Here is an 18,587-nt window from a genome sequence, read left to right as displayed (position 1 = left end):
ACCTCTGTCAGCGTTATTGCATGAAAATGCACATTTACAGAGGATACCTTACGCCATTACCGGCCTGAAATACAACTCTTCGTGCAATATCGTGCACAAAGTCGCATGAGCATTTTGACAAAGGCGTTGTGCTACTGGCTCTCCGGTGCATGGCACACGGCCTCGATGTTATGACCATCAGGTGAGATGACAAAAGCAGCATAATAATTTTCACCGTACGGACGTAATCCCGGCCCGCCGTTATCACGTCCGCCAACACGCAGCGCGGCGTGGTAAAAATCATCAACCTGCTGGCGTGTAGTAGCCACAAACGCCAGATGCAGAGGCGCAGGTTTATCATTTGTCTGGAAAAGGCAAAGTGAAACGTCGCCAGCGCTCATTTCAACACCGTAATCTGGCGCGCCTTCATCAATGAGTTCCACACCAAGCGGGCGAAGCGCCTCAAGGAAGAAGGTTTTACTTTTTTCATAATCGCTGACGCCGAATTTAACATGGTCAAACATTATCGACTCCTCAAAAGAGATAGAGAAATGAAGAGTATAGAAGGTGAGAGGAGTCGAATATGATCAAGGGCGTGCCTATGTGACAGATGTCTCGCTACAGAGCTGACCGTTTCCGTCCAACAAATGTCCAGCGCAGGTAGTCGTAGAGCCAGTTAAACAGCATCGTGTACGGCAGGAAAAACAGTACAAGACCGATCTCAACAAAAAAAGCCTCCGTCACCGTTAAATTCAGCATCACCATTGCCACAGGAATTAATGTGATGATAAGGCCAACTTCAAAAAAGGCCGCATGGAGCGCGCGGACCAGAAATGTTCTTTCAAATCGGTATTTTTTCTGCAGAGAGTCAAAGAGTTTGTTAAACACAAAATTCCAGGCCGTGGCGGTTAGCGCGGATATCACGGACAGCGAGCCTGACTGGAGTACCGACACGTTCATCAGCCAGGCAAGCGACAGCGCGATAATAACGTTGGCCGTCACTTCAAAAATGACCGCGTGGAAAATCCTTTCTTTGACACTTTTATCTAATTCAATTTCCATAAGTTTACGGCAGCAGTGGTCAAAGGCTGAAGTATATCAAACGTCTTTCAACCATGTGTAAACGTAGAGGTTGGGTTGTGTGGGTATCATGACAGCATGAACGCGTGAAAAGGCGACTGCACGAGCTCTGAATGGTCCAGGACAATTACGACCGAATACATCCAGATTTTGAGGAATCATACATTGGTGCGCATAATGTATATTATGTTAAATTGCATTTATAGGTCTATTCTCCATGGTGCTCTCATGCAGCTCCAGAAATTAGTACGTTGGTGTCCTCCCTTCTCGATAAAATCCACCGTCGATAACAAACCATTTGTGAGAAAAACTCACAGCACCATTCGATAGCACATGCTGGTCCCCTTCATACCAGTGCAATAACCTGTCGCATACAGAATTGCTGGTAATAAAAGAAGGAACACCGAATGAAGTATGTGAATCTGGGTCGTAGCGGTTTGAAAGTCTCCCGTCTTTGTCTCGGTTGTATGAGCTATGGTGACCCCGAACGTTTGCCTCAACCCTGGTCCCTGGATGAAAAAGCGTCACGTCCGCTCATTCGTCAGGCGCTTGAAGCTGGCATTAATTTTTTTGATACCGCAAATATCTACTCTGGCGGAAGTTCTGAAGAGATCACAGGAAAAGCGCTGAGAGAAATGGCCAGACGCGACGAGATCGTTGTGGCGACAAAGACCTTCTTTCCGTGGCGCAACTCACCCAATACCGGGTTTCTTTCCCGCAAGGCCATTTTTCAGTCTATTGACGATAGCCTGATGCGCTTAGGTATGGATTATGTGGATCTCTTTCAGATTCACCGCTTTGACCACTCCACGCCTGTTGAAGAGACCATGGAGGCTCTGCATGACCTCGTTAAATCAGGAAAAGTACGTTACATCGGCGCATCATCTATGGAAGCCTGGCGCTTTGCAAAAATGCAGCATACTGCAGAGCGTAACGGCTGGTCCCGATTTATTACGATGCAACCGCAATACAACCTGCTTTACCGGGAAGAAGAGCGCGAGATGCTGCCCCTGTGTGAAGACCAGGGCGTTGGTGTGATCCCCTGGAGTCCGATGGCACGCGGCAGGCTCACGCGCGACTGGAGTGTCACGTCCCGACGAACGCAAAACGATGCCTTTGCGTTAAAAATGTATGAGAACGCAGCCCTGCTGGATAAGCCCGTTGTTGATGTTGTTGCCAGAATTGCCAAAAAGCACGATGTGCCAAGAGCTCATGTCGCAATTGCCTGGTTGCTATCAAAAACGGTCATCACAGCACCGATCATCGGCGCGACGAAACCAGAACATCTTTCCACGGCTATCAGCGCGCTGGACTTTTCACTTAGCGATGCAGAAATCACGGAACTCGAGGCACACTATCTGCCGCACCCCGTCGACGGGATCATTCCCCCACTTCCGGATACGCCACCTTCACTCACGCCGCCTTCAGCAATACAGGACTGTTAATGCCCTACCCTGGCCCGGCGTTGCCGGGTCCCCCAGTAAAGGTTTAACTTTTATCATACTGACTTTCGGTTAACGGATCTGCGCGACCACCCTACATACGGTAATTACCAGGCATAAGCCTGGGGCGCTTCTCCCCCGGGTCCGGGCCAGATTTCGTCGAGACAGCTCATGGTGTCGTCTGATAGCGTGATTGTCGTTGCGTGAAGCGCCTGATGGAGTTGTTCGACCGTACGAGGCCCGATAAGTGGAGCAGTAACGACAGGATTCTGCAGGAGCCACGCAAGCGCCACATCGGAAGGGGTTTCGCCGAGGTCCTCACATAATCCTTCGTAGGCTTCCAACTGAGGACGGTGTTGTTCAATTAGACGGGCAAACGCGGGCCTTGCACGGCGCCCGCTTGCCATCTTTTTCAATGCGCCGCCAAGCAACCCTCCGGCAAGTGGGCTCCAGGGGATCAATCCCATGCCAAAATGGCGGCATGCGGGAATGACCTCCAGCTCAACAGTTCGGGCAGTTAGATTGTAGAGACTTTGCTCAGCAACCAGGCCAAGGGAATGACGGGCCGTAGCAACTGACTGCGCAGTCGCAATGTCCCAGCCCGCGAAATTGCTGCTACCGATATAAAGCACTTTTCCCTGCTGAACAAGGAGTTCCATGGCCTGCCAGATCTCTTCCCATGGCGTATAGCGATCGATGTGATGCATCTGATAGACGTCAATATGGTCGGTCTTAAGCCGTCGCAAACTGTCCTCGCAGGCCTTGCGAATATGGTAAGCAGAAAGACGGCGATCATTCGGACCTGGCCCCATTGGCTGATAGACTTTCGTCGCCAGAACGATACGGTCACGGCGTCCACCCTGCTGGATCCAGCGACCAATAATATCTTCGGACAGCCCCGATCCTTGCTGGATATCGGGTGATTGTTCGGTGCCATACACGTCTGCTGTATCAATGAAATTTATACCTGCCTCAAGCGCTTCATCCAGAATGCGGGCGCTGGTTTTCTCGTCGGTGACGTCACCAAAATTCATGGTTCCGAGACAAAGGCGGCTGACTTTCAGGCCGGTGCGGCCAAGATGCGTATAGTTCATACACGGCTCCGTTAGGTGAATATTCCGCCCTGACCGACGGCCAGAGCGCATAATTTTCAAGAATAACGAAGCACAACGTGTTCAGTGAGAGGCGATGAGTGGATGGACTTGTGAAATAAATTCAGCAACGGATTAGCGCTAATCGGTCTATGGTGTATATCATTTCCGTATCAATACATTCGGGCCTTAACGCACAAGGAAAACGATTCTGTATGCAAATAAGCAGAGCGGATGTCGCCGATCTCATTTATTTCATGGCTATTGCACGTCATCGCAGTTTCAGCCGTGCGGCGATTGAATTAGGTGTGAGTGCATCAGCGCTTAGTCATGCCCTGAAGGGGCTGGAAACCCGGCTCGGTGTTCGCCTCCTTAATCGCACGACGAAGAGCGTTACACCTACGGCTGCAGGTGAAGAACTGGTTCAGTCTGTCCTTCAGCCTTTCGACAAGATAGAAGGCGCGCTTGAATCGCTTAACCGGTATCGTAATACCCCTACCGGACGTATCCGCATCAATGCTGCCGTTGAAGCGGCCAATCTTTTGCTTGCGCCAGTTATGCCCGCGTTTATGGATCGCTATCCCGATATTGAAATCGATATTGTGGCCAGCAACCGTATGGTTGACGTCACTGATGCGGGCTTCGATGCCGGTATCCGCTATGGTGGCACCGTCCCGGAAGACATGGTTGCCCGGCGTTTATCTGCCGATATTCGCTGGGTTATCGCAGCATCCCCCGACTACCTTGAACGCTACGGAACGCCTGAACATCCGGATGATTTATTACACCATCGCTGTATAAGCAATCGTCTCGGCGACGATCGGATTTATCGCTGGGAACTTGAGCGAGACGGCGAAACGTACCAAATCAGTGTGCCTGGCTCTGTGACGGTCAATCAGGCTGAAACGGGCCTTGTGGCCGTATTAGGCGGAGCCGGCATGATGTATTTTCCGGAGCCTCTTGTTGCATCCTATGTGAAGGATGGACGGCTCCGCCTGGTGCTTACGGAGTGGTCCCCGCTGGAGGAAGGTTTTCATATCTATTATTCAAGCCGCCGGCAACTACCGACCGGGCTTCGCCTTCTGATTGAGTTCATACAGGAGGCCCGACCGCTAGGGTTGTGAAATAGCGCCTCCATACTGAACGAGGCGTTATCGTCCCGTAGCGGATATCAGAAAATCAATTAGGGCCTTCACTCTTTTCGTTTTACCCGCGTTTTTGGGGTAATAGAGATACACTGGCGGGTAGGTTTTCCAGTAGCTCTCCATCACGGGTATAAAGCGCTCCCTGTCCGGCTGTAACTGCAAGATGGGTTCAAACAAACGTCCGATTCCCAGGCCGTTACGGATCCCGTCTGCCATAACGTCAATATCGTTGCTGATTAACTGCCCGGGCATCTCAACCGTCAACTGCTCTCCGCGATCGTTCAGAATCAACGGAAGGATGCGGTTGTTAGTAATAAAACGGTAGCCAATTAGCTTGTGTTGACTGAGGTCAGCCGGCACCTCGGGCATTCCATGCTCGCTGATATAAGCTGAGGATGCATATAACCCTTCACGAAAGGGTTTCATTAACGGCCGCGCCACCACCCCACCTTCGAGGATATCGCCAAAACGGATCCCAAGATCAAAACGCTCTTCGATAACATTCACGGTACCGTCGTAAACCGAAATTTCAAGCTGTATACCCGGATATTGCTGACAGAATTTCGCTATTGCAGGCTTAAGAATTAACAGATAGGCAAAACGCGAGAGCGTGATTCGCACGATACCAGAGGGCTCCTGATTCTGGTCGCGAATGCTTTCAAGCGAATGTTCCAGCGACTCCACCGCCGCAGCGGTCTGTTCCAGCAACAGCTGCCCCGTTTCCGTCAGCTCAATACGGCGGGTCGTACGCACAAAAAGCGGATGGCCAATATGATCTTCCAGCAGCTTAAGCGCATTGCTGACGGAGGGAGGCGTAATTTCCAGTTTTCTTGCGGCTGCCGAAATATTGCCCTCACGTGCAATGCTCTGAAAGATCCGTATCTGGTTATACAGGGCGTTATTCATAATGTTTTCCTAAAGCAATCTCCGCCTGATTATTAAGTACAGTCTAAAGATGCTTAAGTCAATGCTCCTCTAATCTTCGTGAAATTCGCCTCTTATACTTTTATCTCTTTCTACAACGACCTGAGTTCAGGAGACTATGATGCGAATTTTATGTCTGGATATCCCCGCACCTGGAGCATCGCTGGAAAAATATGCTCCACACCTTAACGCTGAAGCGCTGCACGCCTGGGGATTGTATAAATCCGGCTTCATCCGCGACATCTACTTCCGTCAGGACAGACCTGGCGTCGCTATTTTTCTTGAATGTGACTCTGTCGATGAAGCGATGAACGTAATGGCCGAATTCCCGCTGGCAAAAGCTGGCTTATTAAGCTTTGAGTGCATTCCGCTTGGCTCCTTTATTAACTGGGAAAATCTCTTTGCCGCTGAATTTAAAAATAAATAGTGAGGCCCGATATGAAACCTGCAGATAAACCCGTGCTGTGTGTCGTTTCCAGCCATCCGATTAAAGGCGCATCCGGTGTACCAACCGGTTTTTTCCTGGCCGAGCTGACCCATCCGCTGAAAGTACTGGAAGATGCCGGACTAAAAACGATGATCGCCAGCATTCGCGGGGGACAGCCGCCGGTGGATGGATTTGACCTCAGTGATCCTGTCAACGCCTGGTACTGGAACGAAACCGATTTTCAGCAGCGCCTGGCAACAACACCAGCGTTATCCGAGCTAAACGGTACCGATTACAGCGCCGTTTTCTTTGCAGGCGGCCATGGAACCATGTGGGATTTCCGCGACAGCCAGGATGCCCAGCGTATTATCCGCGAAGTATATGAAAGTGATGGCATTGTCTCAGCCGTCTGCCACGGACCTGCGGCACTGGTTGACGCAAAGCTCAGTAGCGGCGAATACCTGGTGAATGGCAAAAACGTGGCGGCCTTTACCAACAAGGAAGAGGAAGAAGTTCACACTACAGATGTGGTTCCCTTCCTGCTTGAGACTGCACTTCGCGAGCATGGCGCGCTTCATCATGAAGCCCCGAACTGGTCTGAAAACGTGGTTACCGACGGTCGCCTTATCACGGGGCAGAATCCCGCTTCAGCGCACGGTGTCGGTGTGGCGCTGTTAAATGCCCTCCGTCAGTCAGCTTAATCCATTCATCTCTTTTTCACCGTTACTCACCCTCTTTGGCCGGTTTCCGTCAGCAACGTTCCGGCCTTTTTACAGGAGCTGAATATGAAAACACTACCTCCCGTCGCGCTGGGCACATGGTCCTGAGGCACAGGTTTCGCCGGTGGCGACTCCGTCTTCGGCAATCATCTTTCTGATACTCAGATGGCAGACGTGTTCACCACGGCCATGAGTAAGGGCCTCAATCTCTGGGATACCGCAGCAGTATATGGCATGGGGAGTTCCGAGGCAGCGCTGGGAGCATTAGTCCGTCAGTTCCCCCGCGAGGATATGACTTTATCCACCAAATTCACGCCGCAGATTGCGAACGAACAGTCAGCGCAGCCTGTCAGCGATATGCTTGAGGCCAGCCTCGGACGCCTGGGCGTGGACGCGATTGATATCTACTGGATCCATAATCCCCTCGACGTTGAGAAATGGACGCCAGGACTAATCCCACTTTTACAAAGCGGTAAGGTAAAACGCGTAGGAGTTTCCAACCATAATCTGGCACAAATCAGACGCGCCAACGAAATCCTTAACGCTTCCGGTTATTCCCTCAGTGCAGTACAAAATCACTACAGCCTGCTCTATCGCGCTTCTGAAGAGGCCGGAATCCTTGATTATTGCCGACAAAATATCATCACGTTCTTTGCTTACATGGTCCTGGAGCAAGGCGCGCTCAGTGGTCGTTATGATTCAAATCATCCCATGCCTGCCGGGAGTGGCCGGGCCGAAAGTTATAACGCGGTACTGCCGCAGATAGAAAGATTGACCGCCGCCATGAAAAAAATGGGAGCCGAAAGGAATGCCAGCGTTGCACAGATAGCCATCGCATGGGCTATTGCAAAAGGTACCCTTCCCCTCGTTGGTGCGACTAAAATCCATCACGTTCTGGACGCCGCCTGCGCTTCAGACATCCAGTTACGCGATGAGGAAATCATCATGCTGGAACAACTCGCCGCAGAGACCAGAGTGGATACACGAGGCGCCTGGGAAAAACCGATGGTGTAAACCCCATCCGAGACAGACTGTCATGAATCACATTCACGTATGGACAGTTCCGGGCGATCCTAATCTGTATCACTTTTACTGCTTTGTATGAAGGGTGAGAATATGAAAATCATTTGCCTTGAAGAACATTATCTCGACAGCGAGTTAGGCCGAGCGTGTATGCCTGTTGCGCTTGAGCAGGCGCCTTTCCTTGGCGACTGGGGGAAAACCGTCGCTGATGGTCATAATCCTGACCGAAGCCGGCCGCAGATAGAAAAGAATGCGCTGATAAATGCGAAAGGCGCTGATTTGGGAAGCCGCCGCCTCAGGGATATGGATGAGGCTGGAATTACCCTTCAGATCCTTTCTGTGGGCGGATTCCCCCAGCTGGCACCTAAGGATGAAGCGGTAACATTAAATACGGCGGCAAACGACCGCCTTGCCGGGGCGGTAAGAAATCATCCGGATCGCTTCGCGGCATTTGCCACTCTTCCCTGGGCACAGCCGGAAGAGGCTGAAAAAGAGCTTGTCCGCGCAGTTGAAGAACTGGGGTTTAAGGGGGCACTTCTGAATGGCCGACCCTCTTCATGCTTTCTCGATAATCCTGACTATGACTCCCTGCTTTCCCGCTTTAATAAACTGAATGTGCCACTCTATCTTCATCCCGGATTACCGTTTAAAAGCGTGCAACAGGCCTACTTCACGGGCTTCAGCGCAGAGGTCAACGCCCGGCTCTCTATGTTTGGCTGGGGCTGGCATCACGAAGCCGGGATCCATTTGTTACGGCTGATGTTATCGGGCGTATTTGATAAATATCCCCACTTGCAGGTAATCAGTGGCCACTGGGGGGAGATGCTGCCCTTCTGGCTGCAGCGTCTTGATGACAGCCTTCCACTGGCTGCAACGGGTCTGTCACGCACGCTAACGAGAACCTTCCAGGAGCACGTTTACGTTACCCCGTCAGGTATGCTGTCGCTGCCGCACTTCCAGTTTATCTACGCGTTAATGGGGGCAGAAAGGATCCTGTTCTCCGTAGATTATCCCTATCAGACCCTGGACGGTGTAAAAACCTTTATCGACAGTCTGCCCGTCCACAAGGCTGAAAAAGAGGCCATCGCATTTCGCAATGCAGAACGTTTACTGGGCATCACGGCGTAGTTCACGGGTTCGTGATGACCGGTACAATGAGAACAGTCGACCATTATTAGTTTTTGTCTAAAAGTGAATGAGTCTTTACTGCTCTAAAAAAAATAATGGTGTCACTCTATACTGGGTTAAACATTCATCAAATATATTTAACTCATTGAAATGAAAAATATCCTTATTGTTTCAGGCCATCCTGAGCTTACCCATTCCGTCGCTAATGCCACGATCCTTGATGAAGTGGCGACCGCCCTTCCCGATGCTGAAATTCGTCGTCTGGACTGGCTCTATCCGGACGGCAAATTCAATATCGCTGCGGAGCAGGAAAGCCTGCTCAGGGCCGATGTGATTGTCTGGCAGTTTCCTTTTTCCTGGTATGGGCTGCCCGGGTTAATGAAACAATGGCTGGACGAGGTCTTTGTCCACGGCTTCGCGCATGGCTCAACGGCGAAACTGGGCGGTAAAAAGCTGCTCCTCTCCTTCACTACAGGGGCGCCACAGGCGCTCTATACCGCTGAAGGTTTCTTTGGCCATGCCATTGAAGAGTATCTTATTCCGTTCGAGACCACGGCAAAACTGTGCAATCTTGAGCTGCTGGCGCCGGTTTATACCTGCGGTATCAGCTATGCCGACCGGGATGCCGACAAAATCGCGCAGCAAAAAACGCTTGCCCGGGAACACGCTTCAAGGCTTGTCGATCTGCTCAATTCCGTCGTGAATAATCCAGAGGGAGAATAACGATGCAGTATACCCGGCTCGGTAAAAGTGACTTACTGGTCTCCCGCATCTGTATGGGATGTATGGGGTTTGGCGACCCGTTAACGGGCCAGCATCGCTGGACGCTGGACGAAACAGCAAGCCGGGACATCATCCGCTACGGTCTCGAAAAGGGTATCAATTTTTACGATACCGCCCTCGCCTATCAGAACGGCTCCAGCGAGCGATACGTTGGCCGGGCGCTGCGGGAGATGGCAAAACGCGAGGACGTGGTGCTGGCCACCAAGTTTCTGCCACGAACCGCCGCGCAAATTGCCGCGGGGATCGGCGGAAAAGAGGCAATAGCCCGATCACTCGACCAGAGCCTGCAGAATCTGGGGATGGACTACATCGACCTCTACATTTACCACATCTGGGATTACAACACGCCAGTTATTGAGGTGCTTGAAGCGCTTCATGCCGCCGTTACTGAGGGCAAAGTGCGCGCTATTGGTATATCCAATTGCTATGCCTGGCAGCTTGCGAAAGCGAACGCCCTTGCCGAACGCGAAGGGCTGACGGGCTTTGTTTCCATGCAAAGCCACTACAACCTGATTATGCGTGAAGATGAACGAGAGCTCTTCGGTCTGTGCGCTGAAGATGATATCGCCATGACCCCCTATAGCGCGCTGGCCAGCGGTCGTCTCTCCCGGAAAGAAGGCCACACGCGGCGAGCCTCCGAGGATGCCTATGCCCGCGGAAAATATGACAGCACGGCTGAACAGGATCGGAGCATTATCGAGCGCGTCGCCGAGCTTGCTGAACGACATCAGGTGTCCATGACGGAAATCTCACTCGCCTGGCTGCTGACAAAAGTCACGTCACCTGTCGTAGGGGCCACAAAAAAAGATCACGTCGATGGCGCGGTAAACGCCGTAAATCTTCAACTAAGCCCGGAGGAAATCCGGTTTCTGGAAGAAACCTACCAGCCGCACGTTCTGACGGGGATCATGGCGCAAAACACGCCGCAAACGAAAGACGTTAATCAGGTCTGGACGCGGTAGCAAACAGTAATTTCAGTAAAAGGATCATCGTGAAAAAGCCCCTTATGCTTTTAATTTGTATGCTCATAAGCAGCCCTGTCTTTGCAACAAAACTGGACGCGCCGGATAAGCGAGTGATGAATATCTTTGAGCTCGGCGTCAGGCCCGATCGGGACAAAGATTTTGCAGACGTAGCCAGACAGACGATTTCCGCTTCGGTTGATCATGAAGTAGGTACGCTGGCGATGTACGCCCTGCACCGCAGCGACAATCCACATAAGGCATTCATGGTCGAACTCTATGAAAACGAGAGTGCTTACCGCAAACATCTAAATGCTGAACCATACAAGGCATTCGCTGCCCGGGCACCTGACATTATCGATTGGAAAAATAAAATCACTCTGGAGCCCCAATTTCTGGGGGACAAACACATCATACCGAATGAGCGAACCATTAATAATCTGGTGATCGTCGAGGTAAAGCCTGAATTTCAGACCGAATTTAAAAACATCGTCATGCCTGAAATGGCTGAGTCACTCAAAGTAGAGAAAGGCGTGTTAGCCATGTATTCCGCTACAGACTCACAGACTCCGAACCGCTGGTATTTCTATGAGATTTACGCCAGTGAGGAAGCGTATCAACTGCACCGACAAACGCCACACTTCCGTGACTATCTCAGGCAAACGGCGCATATGAGCACCTGTAAGGACGCTATCCCGGTAAAACCGGTATTTCTTCGTAACAAAGGCGGAATCAAACAGGATCCGCACCGTTGACCAGTGAGGATTGACATGAAAAGCGTAATTGCAGCAGCGGCCATGTCGCTTGTTATTTCTGATTTTGCTAATGCTGAGGAAACAAGAGGTAAAACTATGATGAAAATTGAACCTTCAGCGATTTCTGAAGCTGATATTCGTTCTGTCTCACCGGCTCTTGCGCGCTTTGGTCGAGAAGCGATTACTGAAGATCTGTGGACACGCGATGCCCTCTCGCCCAGGGATCGTAGTATGGTGACCGTCGCCATGCTAATTGCCAGAAACCAGCCTGGCGACCTTAAGCACTATATAGACATTGCCCTTGATAATGGCGTTACACCAGCGGAATTGTCAGAAATCATTACCCATCTGGCGTTCTACTCAGGTTGGCCAAATGCAATGTCAGCCGTCAGCGTGACCAAAGCAGTATTTGAAACTCGTGGCGTTACGGCAGATGCACTTCCTGAAGCTTCTCCGGACCTGCTTCCTCTCAATCAGGAAGCAGAAAAGCAGCGTTCAGAGACAGTGGAAAAAAATGTTGGCCCAATATCTCCAGGCCTGGTTAAATTCACTGCTGATCCACTCTTCCTGGATCTCTGGCAAAGACCCGCTCTGAAACCCCGCGACAGAAGCCTGATTACGGTCAGCGCCTTAATCGCATCCGGACAGAGCGCGCAGATTGGCTATCACCTCAATAGAGCAATGGATAATGGACTTTCTGTTGAGGAAGCTGGTGAGATCGTTACCCAGGCCGCCTTCTATGCTGGCTGGCCAAACGCATTTACCGCTGCTCCGGTTGTGGGAGAGGTGCTAAACAATCGATCATCGAGTAAAAGGTAACATTACTGAACACTAAAACCTGACGCACATCACAAAATTAGAACGATCAGTTCATGAACCAACAGACGTGACATCGAGTGATTTATGGACAGCGTTTAACACAGTTATGAACCAAAACTGAGTTCATAACTGTGAGTTTGAATCGCCATTTGATTAATATCCATTTAAAACAGTTTGTTATACTGTTTCTGGTGCTGTCGTAAATTATGTATATTCCTCAAACCCAGAATAGTTAAATTGAATTCATAATTCTATTATCCATGGTGCTCTCATGCAGCTACAGAAACCAGTACGTTGGTGTCCTCCCTTTTCTATAAAATCCACCATCGATTACAAACCTTTTGTGAGAAAAACTCACAGCACCATTCGATAGCACATGCTGGTACCCTTCATGCCAGTGCAATAACCTGTCGCATACAGAATTGCTGGCAATAAAAGAACGATCCTTCCATGCCAGTCGGACTGATGGATAACTTAGGCCCTCTCGTAAAGTCCTCTGATGTTCTCAGTTGACCATAAATCGTGCAGTGCGCCAGTTTTGAATAGCAATGGCAGCCGTTTCACGTGTAATGGCGATATTTTCCTGCAGAGCATCAATGTTCTGCTGCAATGAAGCCCCATAATCGCAGTGTGTATCCATCGCCGATGATATATTGCTAAAAGGGATCTCTGTGGCCGAATAAAGGCTATGTTTACGGTGCCAGCCCTTTTCTTTGGCATTTAACCGGGCAAGAGAAGCATAGAAATACTTCGAGTAGCTTCGCTCAAATTGTATATTCAGTTGTGCTTTAAAAATGGAGGGTTCTACTGGCTTACCAAAATGCAGGAGCAATGCATGAAGGGCCGCGACATAGTCGTCGATGACGATATTTTTATAGGCGCAGGCTGGTGTGGTATAGAGCATGCGATCCACCTGAACAACACTCCCCCGCTCAATCATTTCATCCAGATAAAACGACGCATGTGCTAGACTTTTACTTTTCAGCAAATTGGCAATTTCAGGTTTCGTTAGCGGTTTATCGCTGTTGTTCATCGCTTCGATGATGACGTCCTTTTGCGTGATGTTCTTAAAACCTTTCTCCATCCCTATTGAATCTGCCTGAGATTTTCCGTCGAAATAAAAACCGTAATCCTCGCCGAAATGTTTCACAAAATGGCGAATGATATAGTAATCATGCTTTTTCATATTACGCGAGGCTTGGTAAAACTCATTCAGGTGGAAAACCGAGCGGGAATATTTCTCGGCGTATTCCATCATTTCCAGAAAAATGTCGTCTATCTGCGCCGCATCGATATCGATAAAACAGGTGTGCTTGTAGGTACCCTTGCCGGAAAGGTAGATATATTCAGGCTGGTTTAACGCTTCTTGATCCTGACGGTCCTCGTAAACAGGACTGCGCGAATAATTATTCCCATTGATTAATTTTGCAATATCCAGCCAAGGCAGACCCTTTGGGTGTTTAATCAGTACGCAGGCGCTGGCCTCAGCTTTCTTTAGTTGCAGGGGGTAGACATTCTCACCTTTAAGCTGGATGGCGCCTTGTTGCGCTAGATGACGAATTGCATTGTCAACGTAGGGTATTTCTATGCTGCAGACGGAGGGGATAAACTCCCGGATGTCGTCAAGGTGGATTGGTGCGCCATTCTCGGCAAAGTAGGTATTCAGGATCGCCTTGTCAATCTCGGGATAAACATGAGCGATAAGCTCTGTCTGACCTGAAACCATATCCAGAAATTCAAAGAAGTCACGTTCAGAGTGGAAACAGGAAAAAAGTGACTGCATTTTCAAACAAAGGTCCGGCGATATCTCAGGCTTCAATGCCTCCCAAACTGATGGTTGACTGACACGCATATGTCCAAGGAATTCTTGTTTGATATCGGCCTGAATTTGGCGAATGCGCTCTCTTGATACGTCGTAATCGGCCCCGATCTCTTCGAGAGTCTTTTTTTCTTCGACGAACCCCCAGCGGCGTTGGGCAATGTCGACCTTCATTTCACTACTTTTATCGAAGTAAGATTCGATATCTTCCAGTATAACAGCTTCAAGTTTATTCAATGGGCAGTTAATAAGTCGTTTTGGAACGATCAATACGGATTCGAGCGCCAGGTAGTCAATGTCACCATTCTGGATAGCGATGATCTCTTCCCGTAATCTGTCTCTAAATGCCAATAGCTGTGTGGTACTACCCTTTCCCCAAGCAGGAATGGCTACTAATTGCTCATGTTCAGCATTCAGAATAGCCTGCAATATATCGCCCATATCTTCCTTTTTAAGATAGCGACCAAATTTTTCCAGTACTTTCGTATATTTGGCTTCCACGCCAGCAAGGCTCAACCGCATCTGGCTGATATCCATCTTTGCGAAATCAATGACCATATTAATAGTATCGTTAGCCTCAAAGGAAGGTGCAGACTTAGCCCACTGTTGCAATTCTTTAAAAGTCTCAATATATAGAGCCCCTATTCCAGGCTGTGCGGCCAGCTCATGATCTGTTAGTGCAACGAGTTCGCCGAAGGTATCTCCGAGTCCAAAATCGGGGTTTAGCAAGTGTACGTTTTTCAGCCTCCTGATTAATTTCATAAACCTATCAGGTAACTCAATCGTGTCCAGTAAAGTATAGGAGGCAGGGATCTGTAGACATTCCATCCCCAGCTCATCACTCGTCATCTGCGGCTTTTCCTCAACATCAGTTTCAATTTTCCTCATATCCTCATCATCTACTGCAAGCTTCTGTCCTTGAGGGGGATAAATCTCTACTGCTCGCAGAAAATCTGCGAAATAGACATTTTTCTTCAATGCCATGAATTGCTGCATGCTGAGTTTTTCACAGAGCTCCCAGGCACTACACATTTCTCCGAGCGTGAGTCGACTTTCTTCGACCAGGTTATGGAAGAGTTTATTGATAGCTCGGTCGAGCTGAAGTTGATCTACAACGATGTCAATTTTTTCCATATTAAAGCGCGTCTTTTAACTTTTTGAGAAATACAAATGCCGATTGATATTTATTCTTAATCTGTTCCTGCACATCCGACGGTAATTGCTTAAAGCTGACAAGGTTCATAGACTGTCCCCGGTACGTTTCGATCCACGGGCAAACTTCCGCTTCCTTCACCGGCATATAACTCACGACCTTAGGGGCTGTCACTTTAATTCGTGCACTGACAAGGTTGTCGTAATCTGGGAGAAGCTGTTGAATCTCTTTTTCGCTAAATTCGTACAACGGGTTCACGCCGAAATTCAGTGAAATAGTGTAAAAACTTGGTGCCATATTGTTCTCCTCGATAAAGGTATCGAGAAACTCTATCAGTCTCGTGCGCATGGAAGGAGTATCCACGTCTTCATTGAATGCGATTGTCTGGTAGCTAAAATAAGAGCCGAAATGGGTGGCAATTTGATCAAGGCTGACGTCATCTAACTCTTGTTCCAGTTGCGCAATGGAGGGTAACTCGGCATTTTCTTCTCGATATCGGCGCAACTTATCTAGCAGTACATCTCGGCTATTAAGCTGCATTTTCATCTCTTCCAGCAGAGCCAATACTTTCGCAGCCTCTGCACTGAATTGCACATCCAGCGAAGTGTCATGATAAACCCCGGACGCGCCCATTTCCTCCGGATCATCAATAGAGCTATCGGGATACCTTGGCTGCTGTTCAATCTCTTTTGCAAGGCCCTTAATCTCATTCAATCGCTCAAGGGATCCAACAAAATCTAAAACATGAACAAACTCTTTATTTGGCGTTTTGCGCAACCCACGTCCTAACTGTTGCAACCAGATTGTACGTGACCCGGTATAACGCATAAAAATCAATAGGTTGGTTTCTGGAATATCAATACCTTCATTGAACAGGTCGCACACCAAAATGTATTTATAATTCCCTTCCCTGAACATTCGAATATTTTCTCGTCGTTCCTGGGCATACATTTTTGAGTGCACAAGGGTGGCTGTGCCGGGCTCAAAGAATGCAATAAGATGATTCATATGCTGGATGTTACGGCAAAAGATAATCCCTTTTACGTTCTCTATCCCCTGCTCGGTCACAGTTTTGTCAATGAGGCGAACAATCTCATGATCTTTTTTATGCAAAAAAAGTAGTTTATCGATATCGGATAGAGAAAGACCACTCTCGAGCTGATCGATCTTATCCTGATCCAGATCGTCAAGCAGAACAAGATATTTGGGGAATGCCAATTTTTTATTTTTTAGTGCCCAAACCAGATCAAACTTACCGATATGCCCATCGGCACCACCAAAGAAACTCACTACATCGCGATTATCCGTCCGGTACGGGGTCGCGGTTAGGCCAATCAGAAGTTGCGGTTCGAAAAGGGACACCACCGCAGAATAGGTTTTTGCCAGTGTATGATGGGCTTCATCGACAATGACGTAATCAAATACTCCTGCAGATAACGCATCGAGTTTGCTATAGATAGTATCAAACGACGCAAAGACGAAATCAGTCTCTTCGGGATGTGCGCCACCGAAACAGGCAGAAAAACTGTAGTTACCAATACCCAAAACGTTTTTAAATGCGGTAACAGATTGCAATAAAATCTCAACCTGATGTGCCAGAAATAGCACTCTTGATCTGCGACTATTTTGTTGGAATAAGCGCTTAATTAAGTGGGCAACGGTATAGGTTTTGCCTAATCCCGTCGCCATTTCAATCAGCAGTTTTGACTTTCCTGCCGCATGAAGTTCAAGGGCCTCGTTAATCACATCCTGCTGATAAGTTCGCGGCTTAATGTCACGACCAATCTCGGAATGCTTAATGACCCAAAGATTTTGCAACTCATCCCGGTCTATCAACTCAACTCCGAGTCGTAATGCTCGCGCCTTCACTTCAGAGGTAAACCAGGAGTTGGTAACTAAAATTTTGTATGTAACATTAGCCAGTGTGGCGCCGGTAACTAGTTGATTAAGAGCCTTCACATCTACTGTCGTACCCAGTTGGCGCTGTTTCACCTCAATAGCAAATTTTCGTTTCCCTTTCCAGGCGAAAATATCGACTCCACCATCTCCGTGTTTGAATTCTTTGCCTGTTTGGGTAATTTCGGCATCGGTCCATCCCGATGCGACAAACAAATCGCGAACGAAAATTTCAAAGTCCGAAGCCGAAAGTTTATCGATGTCTTTAAATTCTGCGATTAATGGTTTGTACTGCGGAATTACAGAAACCGTCATAACACCGTTATCCTCCATAAAAAAAACTTATTAACTTCATAGCCACATGCTTCCGCGAAATGTAGGGACAACTTGCCGGAGTGATGCCAGGCTTCCTGCCCTAAACAATGTCCACCGATGTAAACAAGAAAAAGAGATTTCTCTGAACCTGGTTAAAAGGGATACTGATAAAGCTAATGTGTGCGATCGAAACAATGGGTTACCTTTACCAAGAAGCCTGCACGATAGCTGGCAGAGGCACCGATGGCGGACGTGGCGAAAAATATCAATTACTAACATCACGGTGTACTACTCAATAGGCGGCGGGTCAAGTCTATGCTATAGCAACCTGCATTTTATTCAATAGATCAACCCGATAACCCTTCAGTACCATGAGATGTTCTTTTTGAAAATGTGATATGAGATGGCTAATAAACTGGAACTACCTGTCAGCTAAAGCTAGCTACATTGCGTTAGTTTAGGAAGTAAATTATTGGCGAGTAATAAAATACACTTAAAAAACAACACAATAAATACATCTTATTCATTAACCAAGTTTGCACTCAACATAAGTTAAATGAGATATTGCAGTAACCCCAATCTCAACACCTTCAGCGCCATCCCGGCCTTTCCCATAAAAAACGCCCCTCTTTTAAGGAGAGTATCAGTAACATCAATAATCAATGACAGACTTGCTGTAGATTAACTCCCGTTCATCTGGCGACGATGCTGTTCAGCCTGCTGCTGATGGCTAGCCGAAGACTGGCCGTTATTCGCCGTTTCGTGTGCAATCGCCGCTTTCTCGTGTTCATTTCATCGCAGAAAACGACGTTGCTGTTTCGTTAGTACTGCATGGACCGTTTTTGATCATCTCCTTATGCATGTCAGCCATGCTCTGGTGTGCAGCTTCTGTGTTGTTTTGCATCATGTCATAAGACATTGCTGCCTGTTCGTTGTTGTTTGTCTCTGCAGCCCAGCTGGATGCAGAAACCGCCAGGATGGCAATAACAGATAAAAGGAACTTTTTCATGGTTGTATCTCCGAAGTTAAAGTGCTCAACAGTTGGTGGCCTTCTTTATAATGAATTATAAAAACCGGCCGCTGTTTATCGCATGACTGGCGAGTGACATTTCTGTCACTCCAGGGGC

At 48.6% G+C, this 18,587-nt stretch carries 15 protein-coding genes and 2 pseudogenes; 10 read left to right on the top strand and 7 right to left on the bottom strand.

Features of this window, described 5'->3' with window-relative positions; all coding sequences use genetic code 11:
- Positions 1 to 131: 131 nt before the first annotated feature.
- Positions 132 to 503 (bottom strand): VOC family protein, encoded by a 372-nt coding sequence (locus tag ACMGGE_RS05435; RefSeq protein WP_196364570.1) that lies wholly within the window; start codon positions 501 to 503, stop codon positions 132 to 134.
- A gap of 94 nt (positions 504 to 597) precedes the next feature.
- Positions 598 to 1,041 carry a PACE efflux transporter gene (locus ACMGGE_RS05430; RefSeq protein ID WP_420293482.1) on the bottom strand — a complete coding sequence of 148 codons (444 nt, stop codon included), beginning with the start codon at positions 1,039 to 1,041 and terminating at the stop codon, positions 598 to 600.
- Positions 1,042 to 1,466: 425 nt separating this feature from the next.
- On the opposite strand from ACMGGE_RS05430, the gene ACMGGE_RS05425 reads away from it, so the two are divergent.
- Positions 1,467 to 2,504 (top strand): aldo/keto reductase, encoded by a 1,038-nt coding sequence (locus ACMGGE_RS05425; RefSeq protein WP_262808289.1) that lies wholly within the window; start codon positions 1,467 to 1,469, stop codon positions 2,502 to 2,504.
- Between the two features lie 104 nt (positions 2,505 to 2,608).
- Here ACMGGE_RS05425 and ACMGGE_RS05420 read toward each other — a convergent pair whose 3' ends face one another.
- On the bottom strand, positions 2,609 to 3,595 hold the full coding sequence (locus tag ACMGGE_RS05420) for an aldo/keto reductase (protein ID WP_262801690.1): 987 nt from the start codon (positions 3,593 to 3,595) through the stop codon (positions 2,609 to 2,611).
- A gap of 212 nt (positions 3,596 to 3,807) precedes the next feature.
- Here ACMGGE_RS05420 and ACMGGE_RS05415 point away from each other — a divergent pair, with 212 nt between their 5' ends.
- Positions 3,808 to 4,716 (top strand): LysR family transcriptional regulator, encoded by a 909-nt coding sequence (locus ACMGGE_RS05415; RefSeq protein ID WP_420293481.1) that lies wholly within the window; start codon positions 3,808 to 3,810, stop codon positions 4,714 to 4,716.
- Positions 4,717 to 4,743: 27 nt separating this feature from the next.
- On the opposite strand, the gene ACMGGE_RS05410 is transcribed toward ACMGGE_RS05415, so the two are convergent.
- Complete coding sequence (locus ACMGGE_RS05410; RefSeq protein WP_196352252.1) at positions 4,744 to 5,643, bottom strand: LysR family transcriptional regulator; 900 nt, start codon at positions 5,641 to 5,643, stop codon at positions 4,744 to 4,746.
- A 139-nt stretch (positions 5,644 to 5,782) separates the two neighbouring features.
- Between ACMGGE_RS05410 and ACMGGE_RS05405 the strand changes: the two genes are divergently transcribed.
- From ACMGGE_RS05405 to ACMGGE_RS05370, 8 genes and pseudogenes are all read left to right on the top strand, one after another.
- Positions 5,783 to 6,088 (top strand): hypothetical protein, encoded by a 306-nt coding sequence (locus ACMGGE_RS05405; RefSeq protein ID WP_045910563.1) that lies wholly within the window; start codon positions 5,783 to 5,785, stop codon positions 6,086 to 6,088.
- A gap of 11 nt (positions 6,089 to 6,099) precedes the next feature.
- On the top strand, positions 6,100 to 6,789 hold the full coding sequence (locus ACMGGE_RS05400; RefSeq protein ID WP_063621635.1) for a type 1 glutamine amidotransferase domain-containing protein: 690 nt from the start codon (positions 6,100 to 6,102) through the stop codon (positions 6,787 to 6,789).
- An 84-nt stretch (positions 6,790 to 6,873) separates the two neighbouring features.
- A pseudogene (locus tag ACMGGE_RS05395) lies at positions 6,874 to 7,821 on the top strand (aldo/keto reductase).
- Positions 7,822 to 7,923: 102 nt separating this feature from the next.
- Complete coding sequence (locus ACMGGE_RS05390; protein WP_420293480.1) at positions 7,924 to 8,958, top strand: amidohydrolase family protein; 1,035 nt, start codon at positions 7,924 to 7,926, stop codon at positions 8,956 to 8,958.
- 150 nt (positions 8,959 to 9,108) lie between these two features.
- On the top strand, positions 9,109 to 9,681 hold the full coding sequence (locus tag ACMGGE_RS05385) for an NAD(P)H-dependent oxidoreductase (protein ID WP_420293479.1): 573 nt from the start codon (positions 9,109 to 9,111) through the stop codon (positions 9,679 to 9,681).
- Between the two features lie 2 nt (positions 9,682 to 9,683).
- Positions 9,684 to 10,703, top strand: a complete 1,020-nt coding sequence (locus ACMGGE_RS05380; protein WP_417929149.1) for an aldo/keto reductase — start codon at positions 9,684 to 9,686, stop codon at positions 10,701 to 10,703.
- Positions 10,704 to 10,762: 59 nt separating this feature from the next.
- Entirely contained in the window at positions 10,763 to 11,458 is a 696-nt protein-coding gene (locus ACMGGE_RS05375) for an antibiotic biosynthesis monooxygenase (RefSeq protein ID WP_420294175.1), read from the top strand.
- Between the two features lie 15 nt (positions 11,459 to 11,473).
- On the top strand, positions 11,474 to 12,277 hold the full coding sequence (locus ACMGGE_RS05370) for a carboxymuconolactone decarboxylase family protein (protein WP_032705781.1): 804 nt from the start codon (positions 11,474 to 11,476) through the stop codon (positions 12,275 to 12,277).
- 505 nt (positions 12,278 to 12,782) lie between these two features.
- Here the strand turns inward: ACMGGE_RS05370 and ACMGGE_RS05365 are convergent.
- From ACMGGE_RS05365 to ACMGGE_RS05355, 3 genes and pseudogenes are all read right to left on the bottom strand, one after another.
- Positions 12,783 to 15,230: a sigma factor-like helix-turn-helix DNA-binding protein gene (locus tag ACMGGE_RS05365; protein ID WP_414455195.1), complete on the bottom strand. Its 2,448-nt coding sequence runs from the start codon at positions 15,228 to 15,230 to the stop codon at positions 12,783 to 12,785.
- A gap of 1 nt (position 15,231) precedes the next feature.
- Positions 15,232 to 17,460 carry a DEAD/DEAH box helicase family protein gene (locus tag ACMGGE_RS05360; RefSeq protein ID WP_414455196.1) on the bottom strand — a complete coding sequence of 743 codons (2,229 nt, stop codon included), beginning with the start codon at positions 17,458 to 17,460 and terminating at the stop codon, positions 15,232 to 15,234.
- Positions 17,461 to 18,141: 681 nt separating this feature from the next.
- A pseudogene (locus ACMGGE_RS05355) lies at positions 18,142 to 18,469 on the bottom strand (Silver-binding protein).
- Between the last annotated feature and the right edge of the window lie 118 nt (positions 18,470 to 18,587).

Source organism: Enterobacter sp. BNK-22 (genome assembly GCF_048684805.1).
Taxonomy (GTDB): Bacteria; Pseudomonadota; Gammaproteobacteria; order Enterobacterales; family Enterobacteriaceae; genus Enterobacter; species Enterobacter quasiroggenkampii.
This window is presented reverse-complemented; position numbering and strand designations above follow the sequence as displayed.

Bases quoted from the DNA above. Each gene is read 5' to 3' on its own strand.
- ACMGGE_RS05435 (WP_196364570.1), bottom strand. From the start codon at position 503: ATGTTTGACCATGTTAAATTCGGCGTCAGCGATTATGAAAAAAGTAAA.
- ACMGGE_RS05430 (WP_420293482.1), bottom strand. From the start codon at position 1,041: ATGGAAATTGAATTAGATAAAAGTGTCAAAGAAAGGATTTTCCACGCG.
- ACMGGE_RS05425 (WP_262808289.1), top strand. From the start codon at position 1,467: ATGAAGTATGTGAATCTGGGTCGTAGCGGTTTGAAAGTCTCCCGTCTT.
- ACMGGE_RS05420 (WP_262801690.1), bottom strand. From the start codon at position 3,595: ATGAACTATACGCATCTTGGCCGCACCGGCCTGAAAGTCAGCCGCCTT.
- ACMGGE_RS05415 (WP_420293481.1), top strand. From the start codon at position 3,808: ATGCAAATAAGCAGAGCGGATGTCGCCGATCTCATTTATTTCATGGCT.
- ACMGGE_RS05410 (WP_196352252.1), bottom strand. From the start codon at position 5,643: ATGAATAACGCCCTGTATAACCAGATACGGATCTTTCAGAGCATTGCA.
- ACMGGE_RS05405 (WP_045910563.1), top strand. From the start codon at position 5,783: ATGCGAATTTTATGTCTGGATATCCCCGCACCTGGAGCATCGCTGGAA.
- ACMGGE_RS05400 (WP_063621635.1), top strand. From the start codon at position 6,100: ATGAAACCTGCAGATAAACCCGTGCTGTGTGTCGTTTCCAGCCATCCG.
- ACMGGE_RS05390 (WP_420293480.1), top strand. From the start codon at position 7,924: ATGAAAATCATTTGCCTTGAAGAACATTATCTCGACAGCGAGTTAGGC.
- ACMGGE_RS05385 (WP_420293479.1), top strand. From the start codon at position 9,109: ATGAAAAATATCCTTATTGTTTCAGGCCATCCTGAGCTTACCCATTCC.
- ACMGGE_RS05380 (WP_417929149.1), top strand. From the start codon at position 9,684: ATGCAGTATACCCGGCTCGGTAAAAGTGACTTACTGGTCTCCCGCATC.
- ACMGGE_RS05375 (WP_420294175.1), top strand. From the start codon at position 10,763: ATGCTCATAAGCAGCCCTGTCTTTGCAACAAAACTGGACGCGCCGGAT.
- ACMGGE_RS05370 (WP_032705781.1), top strand. From the start codon at position 11,474: ATGAAAAGCGTAATTGCAGCAGCGGCCATGTCGCTTGTTATTTCTGAT.
- ACMGGE_RS05365 (WP_414455195.1), bottom strand. From the start codon at position 15,230: ATGGAAAAAATTGACATCGTTGTAGATCAACTTCAGCTCGACCGAGCT.
- ACMGGE_RS05360 (WP_414455196.1), bottom strand. From the start codon at position 17,460: ATGACGGTTTCTGTAATTCCGCAGTACAAACCATTAATCGCAGAATTT.